Here is a 20,888-nt window from a genome sequence, read left to right as displayed (position 1 = left end):
GCGATTCACAGTGGTGGTGGCGTCCAGCACGAATCTCCCGTTTCGCGGTTTCTTGTGGCTGGCTTGCGTCACGGTCCCCTGAGATGCGGTTGAGGAGGGCTGGGGTCGACACAGGGCTACTCATGACGCCTCACTCATCAGGTCGACGAACTTGTCGAACAGCGGTGCGGCGTCGTGCGGACCCGCCGCCGCTTCGGGGTGGTACTGGACGCTGAACGCCGGGCCGTCGAGCAGCCGCAGGCCCTCGACGGCGCCATCGTTGGCGCAGTGGTGGCTGACCATCGCGCGCCCGAAGTCGGTGTCGAACCGCTCGCCCGGCTCGCCCTCCACGGCGAAACCGTGGTTCTGCGCGGTGATCGCGACCTTGCCGGTCTCCGCGTCGATCACCGGGATGTTGATGCCCCGGTGCCCGTAGCGCAGCTTGTAGGTGCCGCGGCCCAGCGCGCGGCCGAGGATCTGGTTGCCGAAGCAGATGCCGAACAGCGGCAGCTTGCGGTCCATGGCCTGGCGGGTCAACTCCACCTGCTGATCGGTGGTGGCCGGGTCGCCGGGGCCGTTGGACAGGAACAACCCGTCCGGCCGCACCGACAGCACCTCGTCCATAGTGGACGCCAGTGGCAGCACGTGGACCTCGATGCCGCGCTCGGCCATCATCCGCGGCGTGTTGGACTTGATGCCCAGGTCCAGCGCGGCCACCGTGAACCGCTTGGCGCCGATGGCGGGCACCACGTAGGGCTCGGCGGTGGTGACGTCACCGGCCAGCGACGCGCCGACCATGCCCGCACTGGCCTTGACCTCGGCGATCATCTCCTCGTCGGAGCCCAGCTGCGGGCCGGAGAAGATGCCGCCGCGCATCGCGCCCAGCTCGCGGACGTGCCTGGTCAGGGTGCGGGTGTCGATCCCGGCGATGCCGACGATCTGCTGGCGCCGCAACTCCTCGGCCAGGGATCGGCGGGAGCGCCAGTTGGACGGGATCCGGGCGGGGTCGCGCACCGCGTAACCGGCGACCCAGATCTGCTCGGACTCGTCGTCCTCGTCGTTCCAGCCGGTGTTGCCGATCTGCGGCGCGGTCTGCACCACGATCTGGCGGTGGTACGAGGGATCGGTCAGGGTTTCCTGGTAGCCGGTCATGCCGGTGGTGAACACGACCTCACCGAGGGTGCGACCCACCTCGCCGTAAGCCTCCCCGCGGAAGATCCGACCATCCTCCAGCACCAACGCGGCGGGGGTGTGCGAACTCATTTCTCCTCCTGCCGCGACTCAGCGGAGCCACGGGTCGTTTCGGGTCGTGAGTGCGAAAGCCGGTTGGAGCCGGTTTTCGCACTCACGACGTCATCGGCAGGCGCCAGCGCCCGGACCGCCTCGACCCACTCGGTCTGCGCGGCCTTGTCATCGCCGCGGAACCCGGTGTCCAGCAGCTGATCGCCCAGTCGCCAGGTCACCACCACCAGTCCGGCCCCGGGCACCACCTTGTTGGCCAGCTTGTGGTCCAACCGGCAGTCCACTACGGACTCCGCGGGGATCCACAGCGCGCTGGCCCCGGTCCGGCGCAGCAGCAGCCCCGAGGCGTGCAGGTGCGCGGTGCCGTTCGCGCGGTGCCCGATGTCCCCGACCGCGATGCGGTCCTGCCAGTCCGTCCCCCTGGTGGTGCCGACGTACATGCCGGTGGCGGCGGGCAGCAGCTCCTCGCCCGGTTCGACCGGCGGCGCCGGGAAGTCCGGTAGCTCAGCGGCCTGCCGACGGGCCCGGTGCACCCAACCGCGCCGCATCCCGAAGAACACCAGCGCGAGCAGCACGAGCAGGCCCAGCACCCACAACAAGCGGTCCATCAGCGCCTCACCTTGCCCTCGTGCGCGGTGAGCCGTCCGCGCAGCAGCGTCGCGACCACCCGACCGGGCAACCGCATGCCTTCGAACGGCGAGTTCTCGCCGAGACTGGCCAGTTCCGCACCGCGCACCGTCCACTCGGCATCCGGGTCGACCAGCACCAGGTTCGCCGGTTCGCCCACTTCGACCGGTCGGCCCTGGTCGGTCAGCCCCGCGATCTCGGCGGGCCGCTCGCTCATCACCCGCGCCACGCCGCGCCAGTCCAGCAGGCCGGGGCGCACCATCGTCTGCACGACGATGCCCAGCGCGGTCTGCAGGCCGAGCATCCCGGGCCGCGCCGCGGCCCACTCGCAGTCCTTGTCCTGCGCGGCGTGCGGGGCGTGGTCGGTGGCCACGCAGTCCACGGTGCCGTCGGCCAGCGCCCGCCGCAGCGCCAGCACATCGGCGTCGGTGCGCAGCGGCGGGTTGACCTTGTTCACCGGGTCGTAGGTGTCCAACCGGTCGTCGGTGAGCAGCAGGTGGTGCGGCGCGACCTCGGCCGACACCGTGCCCACCTGCCCGCCGTCGGCTCTCTTGCGGGACTTCCACCAGCGCAGGATCTCGGCGGTGCCCTCGGTGGAGACGTGGCAGATGTGCAGCGTGCCGCCGGTGTGCCCGGCCAGCAGGCAGTCGCGGGCGACGATCGTTTCCTCGGCAGGCGCGGGCCAGCCCGCCAGGCCCAGCCGCGCGGCGTTCGCGCCCTCGTGCGCCTGCGCGCCGACGGTCAGCCGCGGCTCCTCGGCGTGCTGCGCGACCACACCGCCGAAGGACTTCGTGTACTCCAGCGCATGCCGCATGATCAGCGGGTCGTGCACGCAGTTGCCGTCGTCGGAGAACACCCGGACCTCGGCGACGCTGCGGCGCATGGTGCCCAGCTCGGCGAGCTTCTCGCCGCCCAGGCCGACCGTCACCGCGCCGACCGGATGCACGTCGACCAGACCGACCTCGCGGCCCCGCCGCCACACGTGCTCGACGATCACCGCGTTGTCGGCGACCGGATCGGTGTTGGCCATCGCGAAAACCGCGGTGTAGCCACCGAGCGCGGCGGCCATCGAACCCGTCTCGATGGTCTCGGCGTCCTCCCGGCCCGGTTCCCGCAGGTGGGTGTGCAGGTCCACGAGGCCCGGCAGCAGCACCGCACCACCGGCCCGCACGATCTCGTCGGCGTCCACGTCCAGCCCGGCGCCGATCTCGGCGATCACCGTGCCGTCGACCAGCACATCCACCGGCTCATCCGCACCGTAGGGGCGGACGTCCTTCAGCAGCACCCGGCTCATGACTGGCCCGCCTCTCCGCAATTCACAGTGGTGGTTGCGTCAAGCCCAATCTCCCGTTGCGTGGCTTCTTGTGGCTGGCTTGCGCCACGGTCCCCTGCGGTGCGGTTGAGGAGGACTGAAGTTGACACAGGGCTGCTCATGCCGCGATCTCCTCTCCGGCCAACAGGTGGTAGAGCACCGCCATCCGAACGTGCACGCCATTGCTGACCTGCTGGGTGATAGCCGCGCGCGGCGAGTCGGCCACCGCTGGCGCGATCTCCATGCCGCGCAGCATCGGACCGGGGTGCAGGACCACCGCGTGTTCGGGCAGCCTGCCCAGCCGCGCCTCGCCCAGGCCGTAGGCGATCGAGTACTCCCGCGCCGACGGGAAGAACCCGCCGTGCATCCGCTCGGCCTGCACCCGCAGCATCATCACCGCGTCCAGCTTCGGCAGCTCCGCGTCCAGGTCGTGGCGCACCTCCGCACCCCAGTGCTGCACCCCGGCGGGCACCAGCGTCGGCGGCGCGACCAGCACCACCTCGGCGCCGAGGGTGCGCAGCAGGTGCACGTTCGAGCGCGCCACCCGGCTGTGCAGCAGGTCGCCGACGATCGCGATGCGGCGACCGGCCAGCTCGCCCAGCCGCTCGCGCAACGTCGCGGCGTCCAGCAGCGCCTGGGTCGGGTGCTCGTGCATGCCGTCGCCCGCGTTGATGACCTGCGTGCCGACCTCGTCCAGCCAACCGGCCAGCCGGTGCGCGGCACCCGAGGCGGGGTGCCGGATGATCACGCAGTCCGCTCCGGCGGCGGCCAGCGTCTGCGCGGTGTCGCGCAGCGACTCGCCCTTGCCGACCGACGAACTGCTCGCCGAGACATTGATCACGTCGGCGCTCATCCACTTCCCGGCGACCTCGAAGGACACCCGGGTTCGGGTGGAGTTCTCGTAGAACAGGGTGACCACGGTCCGGCCGCGCAGCGTCGGCAGCTTCTTGACCTCGCGCCCCAGCAGGGTCTGCTTGAGGGTGTCGGCGGTGTCGAGCACGGCCGTCGCGGTGGCCGCGTCCAGGCCCTCGGTGGACAACAGGTGGCGCATCACTCACCTCCGCCTGGCCGCCGCAGCACCACGCCGTCGGTCTGGTCGGTCTCTTCGAGCTGGACGGCGACGTCCTCGGAACGCGAAGTCGGGATGTTCTTGCCGACGTAGTCGGCGCGGATCGGCAGCTCGCGGTGGCCCCGATCGACCAGCACCGCCAGCTGCACCGCCCGCGGTCGGCCCTGGTCGCGCAGGGCGTCGAGGGCGGCCCGCACGGTGCGACCGGAGAACAGCACGTCGTCGACGAGCACCACCAGCGCGTTGTCGATGCCCCGGGTGGGCAGGTTGGTGGGCTCCAGCGGACGGTTCGGGCGCTGCCGCAGGTCGTCGCGGTAGAGCGTGATGTCCAAAGTCCCGGTGGGCACCGTCACCCCGCTGAACTCGCTGATCTTCGCCGCCAGCCGCCGGGCCAGCGAGGTCCCCCTGGTGGGGATGCCCAGCAGCACCACGTCGCTGTTCGCCGTGTCCAGCGCGGTCTTTTCGATGATCTGGTGAGCGATTCGGGCTATCGTGCGCGCAACGTCACCGGCCGAAAGCAGCTCGCGCTGCTCGACCGGATCCGCCGCGTCCGCCGGTTGGCGTGACGCCACGGTGGACCTCCTTCCCCGCCTCACTGGACGGGTCCTTAAAGGATGGTGTGTGACCTGCCCCGCAGTCACGGACTCGGAAGCCACTGCGGACTGCCGGGCTGCCTTGTACGCTATCAGCGCCAACAGGTCAATCGTCCGGGTGGTGTGGTGGCGTTCGCCGCATTGCCGAGAAAGACCAACTTGACCTGGTGACGCTTGCGAGCGAACATTACTCTCCGTATCGATCTGAGCTTTACTCCCCGACCGCCGTTATCGGCTGACGGGGCGAACGAACGGAGAAACGCCACATGGGCGACTACGCCAAGGCGCTGGGCAGCAAGCTCCGCGCTATCCGCCAGCAGCAGGGTCTGTCGCTGCACGGCGTCGAGCAGAAGTCTGGCGGGCGGTGGAAGGCCGTGGTCGTCGGGTCCTATGAGCGAGGCGACCGCGCGGTGACCGTGCAGAAGCTGGCCGAGTTGGCCGACTTCTACGGAGTTCCGGTCGCGGAACTGCTTCCGGAGGGTCGGGTGCCGTCTGGCGCCGAGCCCGCCACCAAAGTTGTGATCAACCTGGAGCGGCTGCAGCAGCTACCCGCTGAGAAGGTGGGCCCGCTGGCCCGCTATGCGGCCACCATCCAGAGCCAGCGCGGTGACTACAACGGCAAGGTGCTGTCCATCCGCACCGAGGACCTGCGATCCCTGGCCATCATCTACGACATGACGCCAGGTGAGCTCACCGAGCAGCTCATCGACTGGGGCGTGCTTCCGCCGGAGGCCCGCCCGGCGCGGGAGGAGTGACAACACACCCGGCCCCACTCGAACGGGTGAGGGCCGGGCACGCAAACAGGGCACCCGACGACCAGAAGTCGCAACAGGTGCCCTTCGTCTTATCCGAGTGAAGGGCACCTTTTACCGACTTACCCGGTCAAAGGTGCCCTTCACTCGTAATCCGTTCGGGTGAACGGTGAACGGTGAACGGCGTTATTCGGCGGATTGTTCTGCTGTTTGCTCCGGGCGTAGAGCCTTGCGCAGGCGGGGGGCGATGCCTGCGATGCGGCCCAGGACGCCGTTGACGAAGCGCGGCGAGTCGTCCGTGGACAGCGCCTTGACCAGCTCGACCGCCTCGTCGATCGCCACCGCTGGCGGCACGTCGTCGCTGAACAGCAGCTCGTACAGGCCAAGCCGCAGCACCGAGCGGTCCACCGCGGGCATCCGGGCCAGCGTCCAGCCCTCGGCGTGCTGGGTGAGCAGCTCGTCGATGCGCTCGCGGTTCGCGTTGACGCCCTCCACCAGGGTGATCGTGTACTCGCCGACCGGCGGCACATCCGGTGAGCCGACCCGATCGGCCAGCAGGGTCACCGGGTCGACACCGCGCAGATCGGCCTCGTAGAGGAAGTCCACGGCACGCTTGCGTGCTTTGCTCCGAGAACCCACCTCACACCCTCTTTCCGGCCGGACCGGGTCCCGCGGCGGACGGGCAGGCGATCATTTGGTGCTGACGCGGCTGAGGTACCGGCCGTCGCGCGGGTCGACCTTCACCTTGTCACCGGTGTTGAGGAACAGCGGCACCTGGATCTCGGCACCGGTCTCCAGGGTGGCCGGTTTGGTGCCGCCGGTGGAGCGGTCGCCCTGCAGACCCGGGTCGGTGTGCGAGATCAGCAGCTCCACCGAGGCGGGCAGCTCCACGTACAGCGGGTTGGCGTCGTGGCGCGCCACGACCACCGCGCTGTTCTCCAGCATGTAGTTCGCCGCGTCGCCGACGACATCGGTCGAGATGTTGACCTGGTCGTAGGTGTCGGTGTCCATGAACACGTAGTCGGCGCCGTCGTTGTAGAGGTAGGTCATCTCGCGGCGGTCGACGTTCGCGGTGTCCACCTTCACCCCGGCGTTGAAGGTCTTGTCCACCACCTTGCCGGAGAGCACGTTCTTCAGAGTGGTGCGCACGAAGGCGCCGCCCTTGCCGGGCTTGACGTGCTGGAAGTTCACGACGGTCCACAGCTGGCCGTCGATGTTGAGCACCAGTCCGTTCTTCAAGTCGTTCGTGGTTGCCACGGTAGGGTTCTCTCCTGCGGTGATGGCTTGGGCGTGTTTCGTCGGAACGCGAACCCGATTTCAGCGGTGTGCGTCAGACTTCGACGAGCTCCTTCGTCGTCAAGGTGAGGAGCTCCGGTGTGCTGGGACGCACGACCAGCGTGTCCTCGATGCGGACCCCGCCCTGCCTCGGCAAGTAGACACCGGGCTCGACGGTGACCGCCATCCCGGCGCTGATTCTACCGTCCCCCCGCTGCGACAACGCCGGTGCCTCGTGGATCTCCAGGCCCACGCCGTGTCCCAAGCCGTGCGGGAACTGCTCGCCGTAGCCCGCATCCTCGATCACCTTGCGGGCCGCGGTGTCCACCGCCTTGACGTCGGCGTCGACCTGGACCGCGCCGCGGCCAGCGGCCTGCGCCGCCCGCACCAGCTCGTAGATCTCGCGTTGCCAGGCCGCTGGCTTGCCCAGCACCACGGTGCGGGTCATGTCCGAGTGGTAGCCGTCGACCTCGGCGCCGAAGTCCATCTTCACCAGGTCGCCCGCGGCCAGCACCGCGTCGGTGGGCCGGTGGTGCGGCATCGCGGAGTTCGGCCCGGCGGCGATGATCGTGTCGAACGACGGACCGGCCGCGCCGTGGTCGAGCATCCTGCTCTCCAGTTCGCGCGCGACTTCCAGTTCGGTGCGCCCGGGGCGCAGCCCACCGTGCTCGATGAGGTCGGCCAGCGCCCGGTCGGCGGCCGCGCAGGCCATCCGCAGCGCCTCGATCTCGGTTTCGTCCTTGACCATCCGCAGCTGTTCGACCAGGCCCGGTGCACGCACCAGCTCGGCCTTGGCCGCGGCGTCGGCCAGCACATCGCGGCGGTCGACGGTGACGTGCTGGCTCTCGAACCCGACGCGGCCGTACTCGACGGGTTCGGTACCGATCCGCTTGGCCAGCGCCAGATCGCTCGCCCGGTCGTTGACGCGCGCCAGGTCCGGCACCTGCGTGGCGGCCTGGGCGAGGTAGCGACCGTCGGTGCAGAACACCGTCCGCGACTCGGTGCCCGGCTCGTCGGCGGCGTGCACCACCAGCGCGGCGTTGGATCCGGTGAAGCCGGTCAGGTAGCGGATGTTGAGCAGATCGGTCACCAACATCGCGTCCAGGTTCTGCTCGCGCAAGTGGGCGCGGAGGGCGTGACGTCGGTGGTTGTGCGTTTCGGACATGTTTCGGAGCCTAACCCCCGGGAGCGCGAACCGGCCGGGTTGCGGCAACGTCGGCGGGAAGCCGCCATGATCTTGCGCATCGCCTGTTGTCGGTGCTCAGCGGTACTCTTCCGGGCATGTCGCTGTCGTGGAGCGTGGTCGCCAGCCCCGTCGGGGAGCTGACGGTGGTCGCCGCCGCATCCGGGGTGCGCCAGGTGGCCTTCGCCGGGCCGGACGAGGTGCTCGGCGAGTACGACGAGGCCGAGCTGAGCCGGGACACCGGCATCGCGGTCGATGCCGCGCGGCAGCTCGGCGAGTACTTCGCGCGGCGGCGCCGCGAGTTCGACGTGCCGATCGAGTGGTCGCCGCTGCAAGGGTTGCGGCTGCACGTGCTGCGCACGCTGTACGAGCTGGTGCCCTTCGGCGAGACGGTGAGCTACAAGGGGCTGGCGGAGTTGTCCGGCCGACCGGAGGCGTCACGGGCGGTCGGCACCATCATGGGCAGCAATCCGGTGCCGTTGATCGTGCCGTGCCACCGGGTGCTGGCCAGCGGTGGCGGGCTCGGCGGATTCGGGCCGGGGCTGGAGGCCAAGCGGCGACTGCTGGTGCTGGAGGGCATTTTGGAGCCCAGCCTGCTCGAACTCGACCTGCTGCCCTCGTGAGCGACCCTTCGCGTCACCGTCTCGGAATCCACTGTGTACTGTTAGTGATTTTTCCGGCAAGAACCGGGATTTCCGCTCAGGAGCAGCTCACTTGCCGGACAGGAACAGGTGGTAGGTCGTCTGCTTGCGGCCCAGCGCCACCGGGATCGTGATTTCTTCGCAGTTGCCGAAAACCGCGTGCATCGCGGCGCTCAGCTGCGGGGCGGTGTCGGCTGACCAGATGGCCAGGGTGCCGCCCGGGGTGAGCACTTTTTCGCACCGGGTGAGGAAATCGGCCCGGTAGATCGCGGAATTCGCTTCGTAGACGAGGAAATCCGGGCCGTTGTCCACATCGAGCAGCAGGACGTCGACGCCCTCCGGCGGCTGCGCACCGATCACCTCGGCCACGTCGCCGACGCTGAACCCGACCCGGTGGTCCTGGATCGCGGCGGCGGTTTCCGGGATCAGCCCGCTGCGGTGCCAGTCGAGCAGGTCGGGCTCGATCTCGACGACGTGCGCCGCGCGCACCCGCGGATCGGCCAGCACCTCGCGCAGGGTGAAACCAAGGCCCAGCCCGCCGATGAGCACCCGAACCCCGTCGGTCCGAACCGCGGCGGCCCGAACCGCAGCGCGCAACGTGGCGCTGGCCAACATCCGCTCGGTCTCGGTGTGCACGGTATCCATCACGAACACACCGTTGACCCGCAGCTCCAAAGCGCCATCAGCCCGCCGCAACAACGTGACCTCACCACGCTCGCTACGACCCCAAGCGACCCGATCCGCCATCCCCCAAACGTACCGCCCCACCCCCATCACCCGATCCGGGCGAGGTGAAGGGCACCTTTCACCAACTTAATTGGTAAAAGGTGCCCTTCACCCTTCACCAGATCGGAGAAGCGGGGTGGGGTGGGGTTTGTCCGGAAATGGCTTGTTCGTTGGGCTGGATCGGGTAGTTCTGGCCGACCGTCCACGAAGGACGTGCTGTTCTGCGACGGTGCGCTGGCCGCCCCGAACGACGGCATCACCGGGCCGGTCGCGGCGATCCTCGGGGCGGCCTTCAACCGCTCGATCCTGCTGGACCTCACTGACCAGCCCGGCACCGATCCGGCCGCCTTCTACCAGCACCAGGTCACCAACCACTACGCGAAGGTGATGCACGCCAACACCGAGGACGGCAAGGCCTACGGGTTCGCCTTCGACGACGTGGCCGGGTTCGCCCCCTACATCCAGGACGGCGCGCCGACGTCGATCACGGTGACGCTGACACCGTGGTGACCGGCTCCGGCGCCTTGCGCCGGACCGACACCGAGAAGGCCGTCGCCAGCAGGCACAGCAGGCCCGCGCCGTACCAGGCGGCGGCGTAGTCGCCGAACTGGTCGCGCACCACGCCCGCGATGCTGGCGATGGCCGCCGCCCCGACCTGGTGCGAGGCGAACACCCAGCCGAACACCACCGATGCGCGGGAGCCGAACTGCTCCCGGCACAGCGCCATGGTCGGCGGCACGGTGGCCACCCAGTCCAATCCGTAGAAGACCACGAACAGCACCATGTTCGCCTCCACCGAGGGGGCGAACAGCTGCGGCAGCACGAACAGCGACACGCCGCGCAGCGTGTAGTAGACGGCGAGCAGGATGCGCGGGTTGATCTTGTCGGTCAGCCAGCCGGAGAGCACGGTGCCCACCACGTCGAAGACGCCGATCACGGCCAACAGCCCGGCAGCGGTCGTCGTCGGCATGCCGTGGTCGTGCGCGGCGGGCACGAAGTGGGTGTTCACCAGACCGTTGGTGCTGGCCCCGCAGATGGCGAAACCACCAGCCAGCAGCCAGAAAGCCGGTGCGCGGGCGGCATCGCGCAAGGTGCGCAGGGCGATGGCGGCCGGGTTGCCCCGGTCGCGCACCTGCTCGGGTTCGGCGCCCGTCGCGCCGTAGGGGTCGGCGCCGACATCGCGCGGATACTCGCGCATCACCAGCCACACCAGCACCCCGACCAGCAGCGCCGCAGCGGCGATGGTCAGGGCGGCGACGCGCCAGCCGAGGTTCTCGACGAGAACGGCGGCCAGCGGCAGGAAGATCAGTTGACCGGTCGCGCTGCCCGCGGTCAGCACCCCGCTGACCAGTCCGCGGCGGGCCACGAACCACCGATCGACCACAGTGGACACGAAGGCCAGCGCCATCGACCCGGTGCCCAACCCCACCAGCAGCCCCCAGCAGACCACCAACTGCCAGCTGGCCGTCATGAACACCGTCAGCCCGCTGCCCGCCGCCACCAGCAGCAGCGCGGTGACGGTCACCCGGCGGATGCCGAAGCGCACCATCAGCGCCGCCGCGAACGGTGCCGTCAGGCCGTAGAGCAGCAGGTTCAGCGACACGGCCGATGAGATGACGCTGTGCGGCCAACCGAACTCGTCGTGCAGCGGATTCATGAACACGCCGGGCACCGACCGGAAGGCCGCGGCGCCGAGCAGGGCGATGAAGGCGACGGCCGCCATCCACCAGGCGGGGTGGATGCGCCGCGCGGACGCAGTACTGGTCACGCTAGCAGCTTCGTCGACTCCGAAGCCGCCGACCAGTGGCCGGAGGGACAAGATGTGAGAAGATCCGGCCATGGACACCAGCAACCGGCCACATCGGATCGCGGTCCTCGGGATCCCCGACGTCATCGGCTTCGACCTCACGATCCCGTCGCAGATCTTCGCCGGTGCCCTCGGTTCGGACGGCCAAGCGCTCTACGACGTCCAGGTCTGCAGCCTCGACGGTGGCCCGATCCGCACCACCAAGGGCTTCTCGATCCTGCCCCAAGCCGACCCCGGCTTCCGCACCGCGCCGGACACGCTGATCATCCCCGGCACCCATGTGACGGGCCCGCGCACCGACGGCAGCCTGGACCCGAAACTGGCCGCCTACCTGACCGATCTGCCCGCCACGACCCGGATCATGTCGATCTGCACCGGCGCCTTCGTGCTCGCGGCGGCCGGTCTGCTCGACGGCCGTCCGGCGACCACCCACTGGCAGCACGCGCGCCGCTTCCAGCGGCTGTACCCACGGGTCGAGTTGCACCCGGACGTGCTGTTCGTGGACGACGGCGACGTGCTCAGCTCCGCTGGGGTGGCGGCCGGGATCGACCTGTGCCTGCACGTGATCCGCCGCGACCACGGCAGCGAGGTCGCCAACCACGCCGCCCGCTCCAGCGTCGTGCCGCCGTGGCGCGACGGCGGCCAGTCCCAGTACATCGAACGGCCGCTGCCGGAACCCACCGGCGTCGGCACCGCGCCGACCCGCGCGTGGCTGCTCGAACGGCTCACCGATGCCCTCACGCTCGACGAAGTGGCCGCCCACGCCGGGATGAGCGTGCGCACCTTCACCCGCAGGTTCCGGGACGAGACCGGCACCAGCCCGCTGGACTGGCTGCTGCGGCAACGCATCGAGCGCGCCCGCCACCTGCTGGAGTCCACCGACCTGCCGATCGAAGTGGTGGCCCAGCAGTCCGGTCTGAACACCGCCGCCTCGCTGCGCAAGCACCTGCGGCTGCGCCTGGGCACCGGTCCGGCCGCCTACCGCCGCACTTTTCGCCGCGGCGCGTAGTGGTTTGCGCCACGTCTGCAACCTGCGCATGGGGTCGCGCGTCTCTTGATCAGAATTCGATGTATCGGGAGACGAAATGATTCGAGCAAGGATCTTCGCGATCACGGCGGCGGCGCTGGCGGTGGGCACGGTGGGCCTGAGCGCCTGCAGCCCGGGCGGATCGAATGCGCAGGCTCCGGCGGGTCAGGCACCGGTCGCGCAGGAAAGCGCCTCGACCGGCGCGGCGTCCGGGTTGATGGCGCAGTCCAACACCGGCCAGGAAGCGGGATCCGACAACGGGCTGTGCAAAGCCGGTGACCTCCAGCTGTCGTTCGGTCGTGGTGGCGCGGCGGCCGGAACCGCGTACCGGCCGCTGATCTTCACCAACGTCAGCGGCCAGCAGTGCGTGATCCAGGGCTTCCCCGGGGTGTCCTACGTCGGCGGCGAGGACGGCCACCAGGTCGGCCCCGCCGCCTACCGCAACGGTGAGAAGGGCGCGGCGGTCACCCTCGGTCCTGGCGAGCAGGCGTCCGCCGTGATCGGGTTCGTGACCGTCGAGAACTACCCCGCCGAGGTCTGCCGACCGGAGCCGGTCAAGGGCCTGCGGATCTACCCGCCGCAGGAGACGGCGGCGATGTTCATCCCGTTCGACTACGCCGAGAACGGCTGCGCCAACGAGCAGCTGCCAGGCAACCAGCTCACCGTGCAGACCATCCAGGCCGGTCGGGGCGAGCAGTAATCGCTGGGGTGTGCGGCGCTCTCGCCCGGTTGTTCCGGGCGACGGCGCCGCTCACCTGATCGCTGGCCGACCGGCGCCATCGAGGAAGACGGTGGTGATGGCCGCGCCCGCCGACTCGACGCCGAGTTCGCCGCGGGCGACCAGGTTCAGCGCCTTCTCCAGCAGTCCGGTGAACATCTCGAACAGGACCTGCGGACTCAGGTCCGCGCGCAGCGTGCCGTCGGCGACGCCCCGCTCGAACAGCTCGCGGATCGGGTTGGCGACCGCCCGCTCCATTTCGGCGCGGTCGCCCAGCTCCTTCTTCGCGCCGTGCACCAGCACCGCGTACTTGCGACACCGCCGAGATGTACGGGCGCGGCGGCTCGGAACGCGCGCTCACCTCCGCGCTGGGCGAACTCGGCCGCCGTCCCGGCGAAGTCGTGATCGCCACGAAGTGGTCACCGGGCCTGCGCACCGCGTCGAACATCCGCCGCACCATCGGAAACCGGTTGACCGCGCTGCAGGGCTACCCCATCGACCTGCACCAGATCCACCTGCCGCAGGGGAGTTTCTCGACGATCGAAGCGCAGGTCCGGGCGATGGCCGAACTGTGCCGCGCCGGTCGGATCGCATCGGTCGGGGTCAGCAACTTCTCGGCCCGCCAGATGGCGAAGGCCAGCGAGGTGCTGCGCTCCTACGGGTTCGTCCTGGCCAGCAACCAGGTGCAGATCAGCCTGCTCAAACGGGATGTGGAGCGCAACGGGGTGCTGGCCGCCGCGCGGCGCCTGGGGGTCACGCTGATCGCCTACTCCCCGCTGCGCTCCGGGGTGCTCACCGGCAAGTTCCACGACGATCCGGCGCTGGCCAGCACGATGCCGCGAATCCGGCGGAGGATCGGCGGCCTCACCGACCGGGCGCTGGCCCGAACCGCGCCGCTGATCGACGAGTTGCGCGCCATCGCGCGGGCCCACGGCGCCAGCACCGGGCAGGTCGCGCTGAGCTGGCTGATCACCTTCTGCGGCGACACCGTGGTGGCGATTCCAGGCGCGACGAAACCGGGCCAGACCAGGGAAAGCGCCGCCGCCGGTGAGGGGCACCCGTGACCCAGTAAGTTGGTCACGGGCGCCCCTCACCCCGTGCTCAGCCGCGGCGGAGGTCTCCGGCTTGGGTGTGGGTGTCCCATTCCTGTTGGGGGACGTCGACGATCGGGGAGCTGTTCTCGTCGGCCGCCTCCGGGGTGACCGTCCACAATCGACCTTTGTCGTCGAGCAAGCCGACCAGGCCCTGCGGCGATCGCAGTGCCTTCGCTCCGGCGGAAATCGTGCCGGTCACCGGGAGTTTGTCCAATGTGGACATCCGGGTGTCCAACACTCTGGTGACCAGGCGCTCCGCCACCGAGCGGCGTTCCACCCGGATCAGTCCGCCGTCGTGCACCACGTCGACGGTGCGCGCCGGGGACGGTACCCCGAAACCTGCCAGCACAGCGGCGGCCTGCCGGGGCGTCGCGCACCCGTTGACGCCGGTGACGTCGATGCCGAAGTGCCGGATGTCGGTCGGCGCCGCAGCGGCGGCGGTGGCGCGCAGGAGGTCCACCGGAACCGTGCCGCAGGGGTCCGATGTGGACGCCGGGGCGTGACCGTCGGGCTGGCGGACCAGTCCCGGACCCTCCTGCCAAGGGCCCGGCACCACCACCGGTTCGTAGGGATGGCGGGTGAAATCGCGGTCCCAGAAGGTGATCGTGGTACCCGCCGTGGTCTGGTGCGCGATCGCGAAGGCGTCCAGCGCCGGAACCCACATCCAGTCCGCGCTGAACGCATCCACCACCGAACGGGACCGCTTGGCACCAGCGGGCGCGAAACCGGCATCGGTCAAGATCTGCACCTGGTCGGTGAACTCGGCGTTGCGGGCGCGCAGCACGAACTGCCCGGCGCCGTTCCACCCCGCCCCGGACGCCGTGGTGTCGGTGAACATCAGGTAGAACCAGCCATCCAGGAACAGCGCGGACGGCTGGCCAGCCCCGTAGACGTTCTCCCGGTTCACCTCGCCGGAAGCCGTGACGATCGGGCGACCACCGGCCTCCCGCCGCCAGGCGAAGCCGTCGGCGCTGCTGGCGACCCCGATGGCGTTGCCGTGCGCGTGGTCCCCCGCCGCGCCCGTGTAGTACAGGTAGTAGCGACCGTCCACTTTCAACACCGACGGGTCGCAGGTGTGCATGCCGTCGAAACCGCCCGGCTGCCCGGCGAAAACCGGCACCGCGGGCGCGCCGCCGCTGTGCGTGAACGGTGCGTCGAGGTTGCTGGACGCGGCGTTGAGGATGTCGTCACCGGGCGGGCCGATCCCGGGCAGCTGGCTGCACCACCATGCGCGGTACTGCCCGCCCTCGACCAGCACCGTCGGGCCGTAGTTGTACGGCGCGGGCAACCCACCCGCCGCCACCACGCCAGCGCTGCCGCGCTCGCCGCCGACCGCGAGCTCGATCGGCTCGCGCGGCACGTCCGCCCGCTGCTCGGCCTGCGGCTGCGGATCGGGCACGCCCTCCACCTGCGTGCACCCCGCCAACGAAGCCACCGCCGCCAACACGGCGACCAGCCGCAACGGAACCCGCTCGCTCACCCCGGAACCTCCCCCAGCACCAACACGCGAGTGCACCCCCGCGGACTCGGCCGTGCGAATGGTGCAATTGGCGGGGCACCCGTAGCTAAACTACTGGGTCGCCGAGGCCCGTCGCGCCAAGTCAGCCGCGTGTTTCGGCCAGCCAGCGGATCGCCAGCGGGTAGCCCGCCACGCCGAGGCCCGCGATGACCGCGGTCGAGATGTCCGACAGGTAGCTGGTGTGCCGGAACTCCTCGCGCTTGTGCACGTTCGAGATGTGCAGCTCGATCAGGTCCGCGCCCAGCTGCGCCGCCGCGTCGCGCACCGCGATGGAGTAGTGCGTCCACGCGCCCGCGTTGAGCACCACCGGCCACTGCTGGTCGGCGGCCTCGTGCAGCCACTGCACCATTTCGCCCTCGTGGTCGGTCTGCCGGACCTCGACCTCCACGCCCAGCTCCTTACCGGCGCACTCGCACAGCTCGACCAGATCGGCGTACGTGGTGCTGCCGTAGACCGAGGGCTCGCGCTTGCCCAGCCGACCGAGGTTCGGTCCGTTGAGGACCAGCACCTTCACAGCAGCACCTCCGTGCTCGACCCGGCTTCGCCGCCGGTGATCGCGGAATACGCGGCGGCGATCAGCGACGGATCCGGCCCCTCCAACCGGCCGGGCTTGGCCAGGCCGTCGAGCACGACGAACCGCAGCACCCCGGAGCGGTTCTTCTTGTCCACCCGCATCGTCTCCAGCAGCTGGCCGAGCGCGTCCGGGTCGTAGCTGGTGGGCAGGCCCAGCAGGTCGAGGACCCGCTTGTGCCGGTCGGCGGTCTCGTCGTCCAGCCGCCCGGCCAGCCGGGCCAGTTCCGCCGCGAAGACCAGCCCGACGCTGACCGCCGCGCCGTGCCGCCAGCGGTAGCGCTCCCGGCGCTCGATGGCGTGGGCCAGGGTGTGCCCGTAGTTGAGCACCTCGCGCAGGTGCGATTCCTTCAGATCCGCGGCGACCACATCGGCCTTGACCTGGATCGACCGGCGCACCAGTTCACCGAGCACCTCGCCGCTGGGATCGGTGGCGGCCGCCGGGTCGGCCTCGACGAGCCGCAGGATCTCCGGGTCGGCGATGAAACCGGCCTTGACTATCTCGGCCATGCCCGCGACGAGCTCGTTGTGCGGCAGCCCCTCCAGGGTCGTCAGGTCGGCCAGCACCAGGCTCGGTTCGTGGAACACCCCGACCAGGTTCTTGCCCGTCTCGGTGTTGATGCCGGCCTTGCCGCCGACCGCCGCGTCCACCATGCCCAGCAAGGTGGTCGGCACGTGCACCACGCGGATCCCGCGCATCCAGGTTCCGGCGACGAAACCGGCGACGTCGGTGACCGCGCCGCCACCGAAGGAGACCACCACGCCGCTGCGGTCCATGCCGATCTTGCCGAGGACCTCCCAGCAGAACCCTGCCACCTGGAGGCTCTTGCCGTCCTCGGCGTCGGGGATCTCCACGCGGTGCGCGTCCACCCCGGCGTCGGCCAGCTCGTCGCGCACCACCTCGACGGTGTTGGTGATGGTGGGCTGGTGCACCAGCGCCACCACCGATGCGTCGCGCAGGTAGTCGACGAGCTCGGCGAGCAGTCCCCGGCCGACCACCACGTCGTAGGGCTGCTGGCTGGCGACCCTGATCCGCACCGGTTCGGTCATCATCGTCCCTTCGGATGCACGGATGTCATGATCAGCTGGATGGGGCGCTGCTCGCCGACAGCGCGGTGACGACCCGGTCCACGATCTCGGCGGGATCAAGGTGATCGGTGCCGATCTCCACCGCGGCCACCGAGCGGTAGACGGGCAGCCGCTCATCCAGCAGCGCTTTGAACGTGGCGCGGGGGTTCAGCCCGGCCAACAGCGGTCGCGCGGTGGACAGCCCGACGCGCTTGGCCCCCTCGGCCAGCCCGACCGACAGGAAGACCACCGGGTGTCCGGCCAGGCGCTCGCGGGTGCGTTCGGAGAGCACCGAGCCGCCGCCCAGCGCCAGCACCCCGTCGTGTTCCCGCAGCGCCGCGGCGACCGCGTCTTCCTCCATCGCCCGGAACACCGGCTCGCCGTCGTTGGCGAAGATGTCGGCAATGGGCCGACCCGCGGTCCGCACGATGTCGTCGTCGGTGTCCCGGAACGACACGCCGAGCCGCTGCGCCAGCAGCCGACCGATCGTCGTCTTGCCCGCGCCCGGCGGGCCGATCACCACTGCGCGCGGGGCCATCACCGCACCTGCCGCTTCTCGGCGCGCTCCCGCAACGAGGCCAGGTAACCCTCGACGTTGCGGCGGGTCTCCGGCAGCGAGTCGCCGCCGAACTTCTCCATCGCGGCCTCGGCCAGGACCAGCGCGACCATCGTCTCGGCGACCACCGCGGCGCGCGGCACCGCCGTGATGTCGGAACGCTGGTGCATCGCCTGCGCGGGCTCGCCGGTGCTCATGTCCACAGTGGCCAGTGCGCGCGGCAGGCTGGAGATCGGCTTCTTGGCCGCCCGGACGATCAGCGGTTCACCGTTGGTGATGCCGCCTTCCAGGCCGCCCGCCCGATTGCTGCCGCGGCGCACCCACTTGACGCCCTGGTCGGGGTAGATCTCGTCGTGCGCCGCGCTGCCGCGCCGGTGCGCGTTGGCGAAACCCTCGCCGATCTCGACGCCCTTGATCGCCTGGATGCTCATCAGCGCCCCGGCCAGCCGCGCGTCGAGTTTGCGGTCCCAGTGCACGTGGGAGCCGATGCCCGGGGGTAGGCCGTAGGCGATGACCTCGACGACACCGCCGAGGGTGTCGCCGTCCTTGCGGGCCGCGTCGACCTCGGCCATCATCCGCTCGGTCGCCTCGTCGCCGAAGGCGCGCACCGGGTTGTGGTCGATCGCGTCCAGGTCGTCGGGCCCGGGCAGCACGCCGCGTTCGGCGTCGACACCGCCCAAGCTGATCACGTGGCTGACGATCTCGACCCCGAGCAGCTGCCGGAGGAACTGCCTGGCGACCGTGCCGACCGCCACCCGCGCCGCCGTCTCGCGGGCGCTCGCCCGCTCCAGCACCGGTCGGGCCTCGTCGAAGCCGTACTTCTGCATCCCGGCGAGGTCGGCGTGACCGGGGCGCGGCCGGGTCAGCGGCGCGTTGCGGGCCAGCGACGAGAGCACGTCCTCGTCGACCGGATCGGCCGCCATCACCTGCTCCCACTTGGGCCACTCGGTGTTGCCGATGCGGATCGCGATCGGGCCGCCCTGGGTCCGGCCGTGCCGGATGCCGCCGACCAGCTCCAGCTCGTCGGCCTCGAAGTTCATCCGCGGGCTGCGCCCGAAGCCGAGCTTGCGCCGCTCCAACTGGATCGCGATGTCGGTGGAGGTCACCTCGACCCCGGCCACCATGCCTTCCAGCACCGCCACCAGGGCGGAGCCGTGCGATTCTCCAGCGGTCATCCAGCGCAGCACACACAAATCCTGCCACGTTCAGTCCACCGTGAACCCGCCCGGGGTCCCGCAACAAGGCCGTCGCGGTGTCGTGAGCGCCGAACCGGCCACGCACTCACGACCCATTCAGGTACCCGTCACCTCGTGGTGGCTTGCGCGCGGTGTGACGGAGTGCGGTTCGGTGCGTGCTCACGGCCACGGTGGGAACGCGGTGGCGAGCCAGGCCGGGGCGAGCATGGTTGGGCCGTGCGGGATGCGGGCGCGGCGCAGCAACAGCGCCGCTACCAGCGTGGCTGCCGCTGCGGCGACCATCACCACCAGCACCGCGGGCAGCGACACCGCGCCCACCGCGGCACCGAGGCTGCCCGCCAGCTTGACGTCGCCGGGGCCCATCGCGCCCCATGACACCACCCGCACCAGCAGGTAAGTCCCGAAGAACAGCAACGCACCGCCGAGCGCGCCGATCAGCGTCCCGGGTCGGTGCGCCGCCGCGACGGCCAGCAGCACCGCCGCCACCGGATAGGCGGGCAGGGTCAGGACGTCGGGCAGCCGACCGGCGAGCACATCGCACACCGCCAGCAGCACCGCGAGCCAACCGAGCAGCAGCGGAACTCCCGCCCACCACAACGGCATCCCGCACACCACTCGAACCGCGACAACCGCCCACAACAACCCCACCGCCACCTCGCAGCACAACCGAGGCGGCCGAACACCCCGCCACGCGCGGCACAGCACAAGCCGCCCCAGCCGCCCCGCACCGAACCCCACCACGCCACCGACGATCCCGATCAACGCGAGCATCGCGCCAGCGTCGACCGAACAGCACCACACCTCGTGCACCCCGCCGACGAACGTGCGCGTGTCGGCATGAACTCGCGAGTGATGGTCGCCCCGACGATTGCACGAACCCTATCGGGTGCTCAGCAACCGGATCAGGTGCGGAGTGAGGGGCACCCGTGACCAAGTAACTGGGTCACGGGTGCCCCTCACCTCGATGCCGAACGGGTTAGGCGTCCACTGTGAACAGGGGGTCGCCGGAGACGACCTGGCCGTCCTCCCGGGCGTCGGCCAGCGCCTCCGCCGCGACGTCCAAGGCGACGATCGGGCAGATCGACGAATACCCGTGCGACTCCACCTCGCTCGGGTCCCAGCTGACGATCCGCTGGCCCGCCTCGACGACGTCGCCCTTGGCCACGTGCAGCGTGAAGCCCGCACCCTTGAGCTTCACGGTATCGATGCCCAGGTGCACCAGGATCGCCGGACCGCTGGGCGAGGCGATCACGAAGGCGTGCGGGTGCAGCGTCGCGACCGTCCCGGCCACCGGCGCGACCGCGTCAGCCCGTCCGCCAGACGGCTGCACCGCCACTCCCGGACCCACCATGGCCTGCGAGAACACCGGGTCGGGCACCTCGCTGAGCGCGGTGGCCAGACCCGCTACGGGGCTACCGACCTCGACACTCACATCAGGTCCTCGATGTCATCGGCCAGCGTGTCCGCCTCCGGCCCCACCACGACCTGAACGACCGAGCCCTGCTTCATCACGCCGTGCGCGCCAGCGGCCTTCAGCGCCGCCTCGTCAATCTTCGAACCATCCTCGACCTCGCAGCGCAGCCGCGTGATGCACGGCTCGATCTCCACCACGTTGTCCCCGCCGCCAAGTGCGGCCAGGATCGCCGCGGCCTTGTCCTGAGCCACCGCGTGCTCCCTTCGTCCTCCAACGGCGCGGGCGGGTGCACCGCGCCGCGACGATCTTGTGTCACTCGGTGTCGATGCGGCAACGAAATCCGGGCCATCTTGACACCCGATCGCATGACGGCGCATTGTTCGCAACCGACTGGTTTAGACCGGACAGTACCAACATGGTGAGGCCGGTGAACAGCACCGGATGAACAGCGATCCGATCCGCTCATGTTCGACCCGGCGCCAGCAGTCCACAAGGCACCGGAGGCGGTTTCGGCAAGACC

24 protein-coding genes and 1 pseudogene are annotated in these 20,888 nt (G+C 70.2%); 6 read left to right on the top strand and 19 right to left on the bottom strand.

Annotation, left to right across the window (positions count from 1 at the left end):
• Positions 1-120 precede the first annotated feature (120 nt).
• From carA to pyrR, 5 genes are all read right to left on the bottom strand, one after another.
• Positions 121-1,242, bottom strand: a complete 1,122-nt coding sequence (carA, locus tag ACTWQN_RS29480) for a glutamine-hydrolyzing carbamoyl-phosphate synthase small subunit (RefSeq protein ID WP_443206868.1) — start codon at positions 1,240-1,242, stop codon at positions 121-123.
• Positions 1,239-1,829, bottom strand: a complete 591-nt coding sequence (locus ACTWQN_RS29475) for a PH-like domain-containing protein (RefSeq protein WP_443206867.1) — start codon at positions 1,827-1,829, stop codon at positions 1,239-1,241. The genes carA and ACTWQN_RS29475 overlap by 4 nt, the downstream gene beginning before the upstream one ends.
• A complete protein-coding gene (locus ACTWQN_RS29470) occupies positions 1,829-3,142 on the bottom strand; it encodes a dihydroorotase (protein WP_443206866.1) in 1,314 nt (437 codons plus the stop codon). The genes ACTWQN_RS29475 and ACTWQN_RS29470 overlap by 1 nt, the downstream gene beginning before the upstream one ends.
• A 136-nt stretch (positions 3,143-3,278) precedes the next feature.
• Positions 3,279-4,211: an aspartate carbamoyltransferase catalytic subunit gene (locus ACTWQN_RS29465; RefSeq protein ID WP_443206865.1), complete on the bottom strand. Its 933-nt coding sequence runs from the start codon at positions 4,209-4,211 to the stop codon at positions 3,279-3,281.
• Complete coding sequence (gene pyrR, locus ACTWQN_RS29460) at positions 4,211-4,801, bottom strand: bifunctional pyr operon transcriptional regulator/uracil phosphoribosyltransferase PyrR (RefSeq protein WP_443206864.1); 591 nt, start codon at positions 4,799-4,801, stop codon at positions 4,211-4,213. The genes ACTWQN_RS29465 and pyrR overlap by 1 nt, the downstream gene beginning before the upstream one ends.
• A 287-nt stretch (positions 4,802-5,088) precedes the next feature.
• Here pyrR and bldD point away from each other — a divergent pair, with 287 nt between their 5' ends.
• Positions 5,089-5,577, top strand: coding sequence for a transcriptional regulator BldD (gene bldD / locus ACTWQN_RS29455; protein WP_010311046.1), 489 nt, complete (start codon positions 5,089-5,091; stop codon positions 5,575-5,577).
• A 183-nt stretch (positions 5,578-5,760) separates the two neighbouring features.
• Here bldD and nusB read toward each other — a convergent pair whose 3' ends face one another.
• The 3 genes from nusB to ACTWQN_RS29440 form a co-directional block, all read right to left on the bottom strand.
• Positions 5,761-6,213 carry a transcription antitermination factor NusB gene (nusB, locus tag ACTWQN_RS29450; RefSeq protein ID WP_443206863.1) on the bottom strand — a complete coding sequence of 151 codons (453 nt, stop codon included), beginning with the start codon at positions 6,211-6,213 and terminating at the stop codon, positions 5,761-5,763.
• Between the two features lie 51 nt (positions 6,214-6,264).
• A complete protein-coding gene (gene efp, locus ACTWQN_RS29445; RefSeq protein WP_443206862.1) occupies positions 6,265-6,831 on the bottom strand; it encodes an elongation factor P in 567 nt (188 codons plus the stop codon).
• Between the two features lie 73 nt (positions 6,832-6,904).
• Positions 6,905-8,014: a M24 family metallopeptidase gene (locus ACTWQN_RS29440; protein WP_443206861.1), complete on the bottom strand. Its 1,110-nt coding sequence runs from the start codon at positions 8,012-8,014 to the stop codon at positions 6,905-6,907.
• Positions 8,015-8,130: 116 nt separating this feature from the next.
• Between ACTWQN_RS29440 and ACTWQN_RS29435 the strand changes: the two genes are divergently transcribed.
• Positions 8,131-8,655, top strand: coding sequence for a methylated-DNA--[protein]-cysteine S-methyltransferase (locus tag ACTWQN_RS29435; protein ID WP_443206860.1), 525 nt, complete (start codon positions 8,131-8,133; stop codon positions 8,653-8,655).
• 87 nt (positions 8,656-8,742) lie between these two features.
• Here the strand turns inward: ACTWQN_RS29435 and ACTWQN_RS29430 are convergent, their stop codons facing one another.
• Positions 8,743-9,420 carry a spermidine synthase gene (locus ACTWQN_RS29430; protein ID WP_443206859.1) on the bottom strand — a complete coding sequence of 226 codons (678 nt, stop codon included), beginning with the start codon at positions 9,418-9,420 and terminating at the stop codon, positions 8,743-8,745.
• Between the two features lie 192 nt (positions 9,421-9,612).
• Between ACTWQN_RS29430 and ACTWQN_RS29425 the strand changes: the two genes are divergently transcribed.
• The gene (locus tag ACTWQN_RS29425; RefSeq protein ID WP_443206858.1) at positions 9,613-9,909 is read left to right on the top strand and encodes a beta-1,3-glucanase family protein; all 297 of its coding nucleotides are present in this window, start codon (positions 9,613-9,615) and stop codon (positions 9,907-9,909) included.
• Here ACTWQN_RS29425 and ACTWQN_RS29420 read toward each other — a convergent pair.
• Entirely contained in the window at positions 9,884-11,239 is a 1,356-nt protein-coding gene (locus ACTWQN_RS29420) for an MFS transporter (RefSeq protein ID WP_443206857.1), read from the bottom strand. The genes ACTWQN_RS29425 and ACTWQN_RS29420 overlap by 26 nt on opposite strands.
• Between ACTWQN_RS29420 and ACTWQN_RS29415 the strand changes: the two genes are divergently transcribed.
• Positions 11,238-12,215, top strand: coding sequence for a GlxA family transcriptional regulator (locus ACTWQN_RS29415; protein ID WP_443206856.1), 978 nt, complete (start codon positions 11,238-11,240; stop codon positions 12,213-12,215). The two genes, ACTWQN_RS29420 and ACTWQN_RS29415, sit on opposite strands and share 2 nt — an antisense overlap.
• A gap of 76 nt (positions 12,216-12,291) precedes the next feature.
• Positions 12,292-12,933 (top strand): DUF4232 domain-containing protein, encoded by a 642-nt coding sequence (locus ACTWQN_RS29410; RefSeq protein WP_443206855.1) that lies wholly within the window; start codon positions 12,292-12,294, stop codon positions 12,931-12,933.
• A 51-nt stretch (positions 12,934-12,984) separates the two neighbouring features.
• Here the strand turns inward: ACTWQN_RS29410 and ACTWQN_RS29405 are convergent, their stop codons facing one another.
• Entirely contained in the window at positions 12,985-13,248 is a 264-nt protein-coding gene (locus ACTWQN_RS29405; protein ID WP_443206854.1) for a hypothetical protein, read from the bottom strand.
• Positions 13,249-13,268: 20 nt separating this feature from the next.
• Between ACTWQN_RS29405 and ACTWQN_RS29400 the strand changes: the two are divergent.
• Positions 13,269-14,015, top strand: a pseudogene (locus ACTWQN_RS29400) (aldo/keto reductase); the annotation flags it as partial.
• Positions 14,016-14,052: 37 nt separating this feature from the next.
• Here the strand turns inward: ACTWQN_RS29400 and ACTWQN_RS29395 are convergent.
• From ACTWQN_RS29395 to ACTWQN_RS29360, 8 genes are all read right to left on the bottom strand, one after another.
• Positions 14,053-15,525 (bottom strand): glycoside hydrolase family protein, encoded by a 1,473-nt coding sequence (locus ACTWQN_RS29395; RefSeq protein ID WP_443206853.1) that lies wholly within the window; start codon positions 15,523-15,525, stop codon positions 14,053-14,055.
• A 121-nt stretch (positions 15,526-15,646) separates the two neighbouring features.
• Positions 15,647-16,078 carry a type II 3-dehydroquinate dehydratase gene (gene aroQ / locus ACTWQN_RS29390; RefSeq protein ID WP_443206852.1) on the bottom strand — a complete coding sequence of 144 codons (432 nt, stop codon included), beginning with the start codon at positions 16,076-16,078 and terminating at the stop codon, positions 15,647-15,649.
• Positions 16,075-17,184: a 3-dehydroquinate synthase gene (aroB, locus tag ACTWQN_RS29385; RefSeq protein ID WP_443206851.1), complete on the bottom strand. Its 1,110-nt coding sequence runs from the start codon at positions 17,182-17,184 to the stop codon at positions 16,075-16,077. The genes aroQ and aroB overlap by 4 nt, the downstream gene beginning before the upstream one ends.
• A gap of 31 nt (positions 17,185-17,215) precedes the next feature.
• Positions 17,216-17,740: a shikimate kinase gene (locus ACTWQN_RS29380; protein ID WP_443206850.1), complete on the bottom strand. Its 525-nt coding sequence runs from the start codon at positions 17,738-17,740 to the stop codon at positions 17,216-17,218.
• Positions 17,740-18,945, bottom strand: coding sequence for a chorismate synthase (aroC, locus tag ACTWQN_RS29375; protein ID WP_443206849.1), 1,206 nt, complete (start codon positions 18,943-18,945; stop codon positions 17,740-17,742). The genes ACTWQN_RS29380 and aroC overlap by 1 nt, the downstream gene beginning before the upstream one ends.
• A 168-nt stretch (positions 18,946-19,113) precedes the next feature.
• A complete protein-coding gene (locus ACTWQN_RS29370) occupies positions 19,114-19,725 on the bottom strand; it encodes a prepilin peptidase (protein WP_443206848.1) in 612 nt (203 codons plus the stop codon).
• Between the two features lie 205 nt (positions 19,726-19,930).
• Positions 19,931-20,386 (bottom strand): PTS sugar transporter subunit IIA, encoded by a 456-nt coding sequence (locus tag ACTWQN_RS29365; protein ID WP_443206847.1) that lies wholly within the window; start codon positions 20,384-20,386, stop codon positions 19,931-19,933.
• Positions 20,383-20,619, bottom strand: a complete 237-nt coding sequence (locus tag ACTWQN_RS29360; RefSeq protein ID WP_443206846.1) for a PTS sugar transporter subunit IIB — start codon at positions 20,617-20,619, stop codon at positions 20,383-20,385. Before ACTWQN_RS29360 ends, ACTWQN_RS29365 begins: the two co-directional genes overlap by 4 nt.
• Positions 20,620-20,888 lie beyond the last annotated feature (269 nt).

Source organism: Saccharopolyspora antiqui, assembly GCF_052246905.1.
GTDB lineage: Bacteria > Actinomycetota > Actinomycetes > Mycobacteriales > Pseudonocardiaceae > Saccharopolyspora.
Note: the sequence above shows the minus strand (reverse complement) of the source record. Positions and strands in the feature narration are given on the sequence as shown.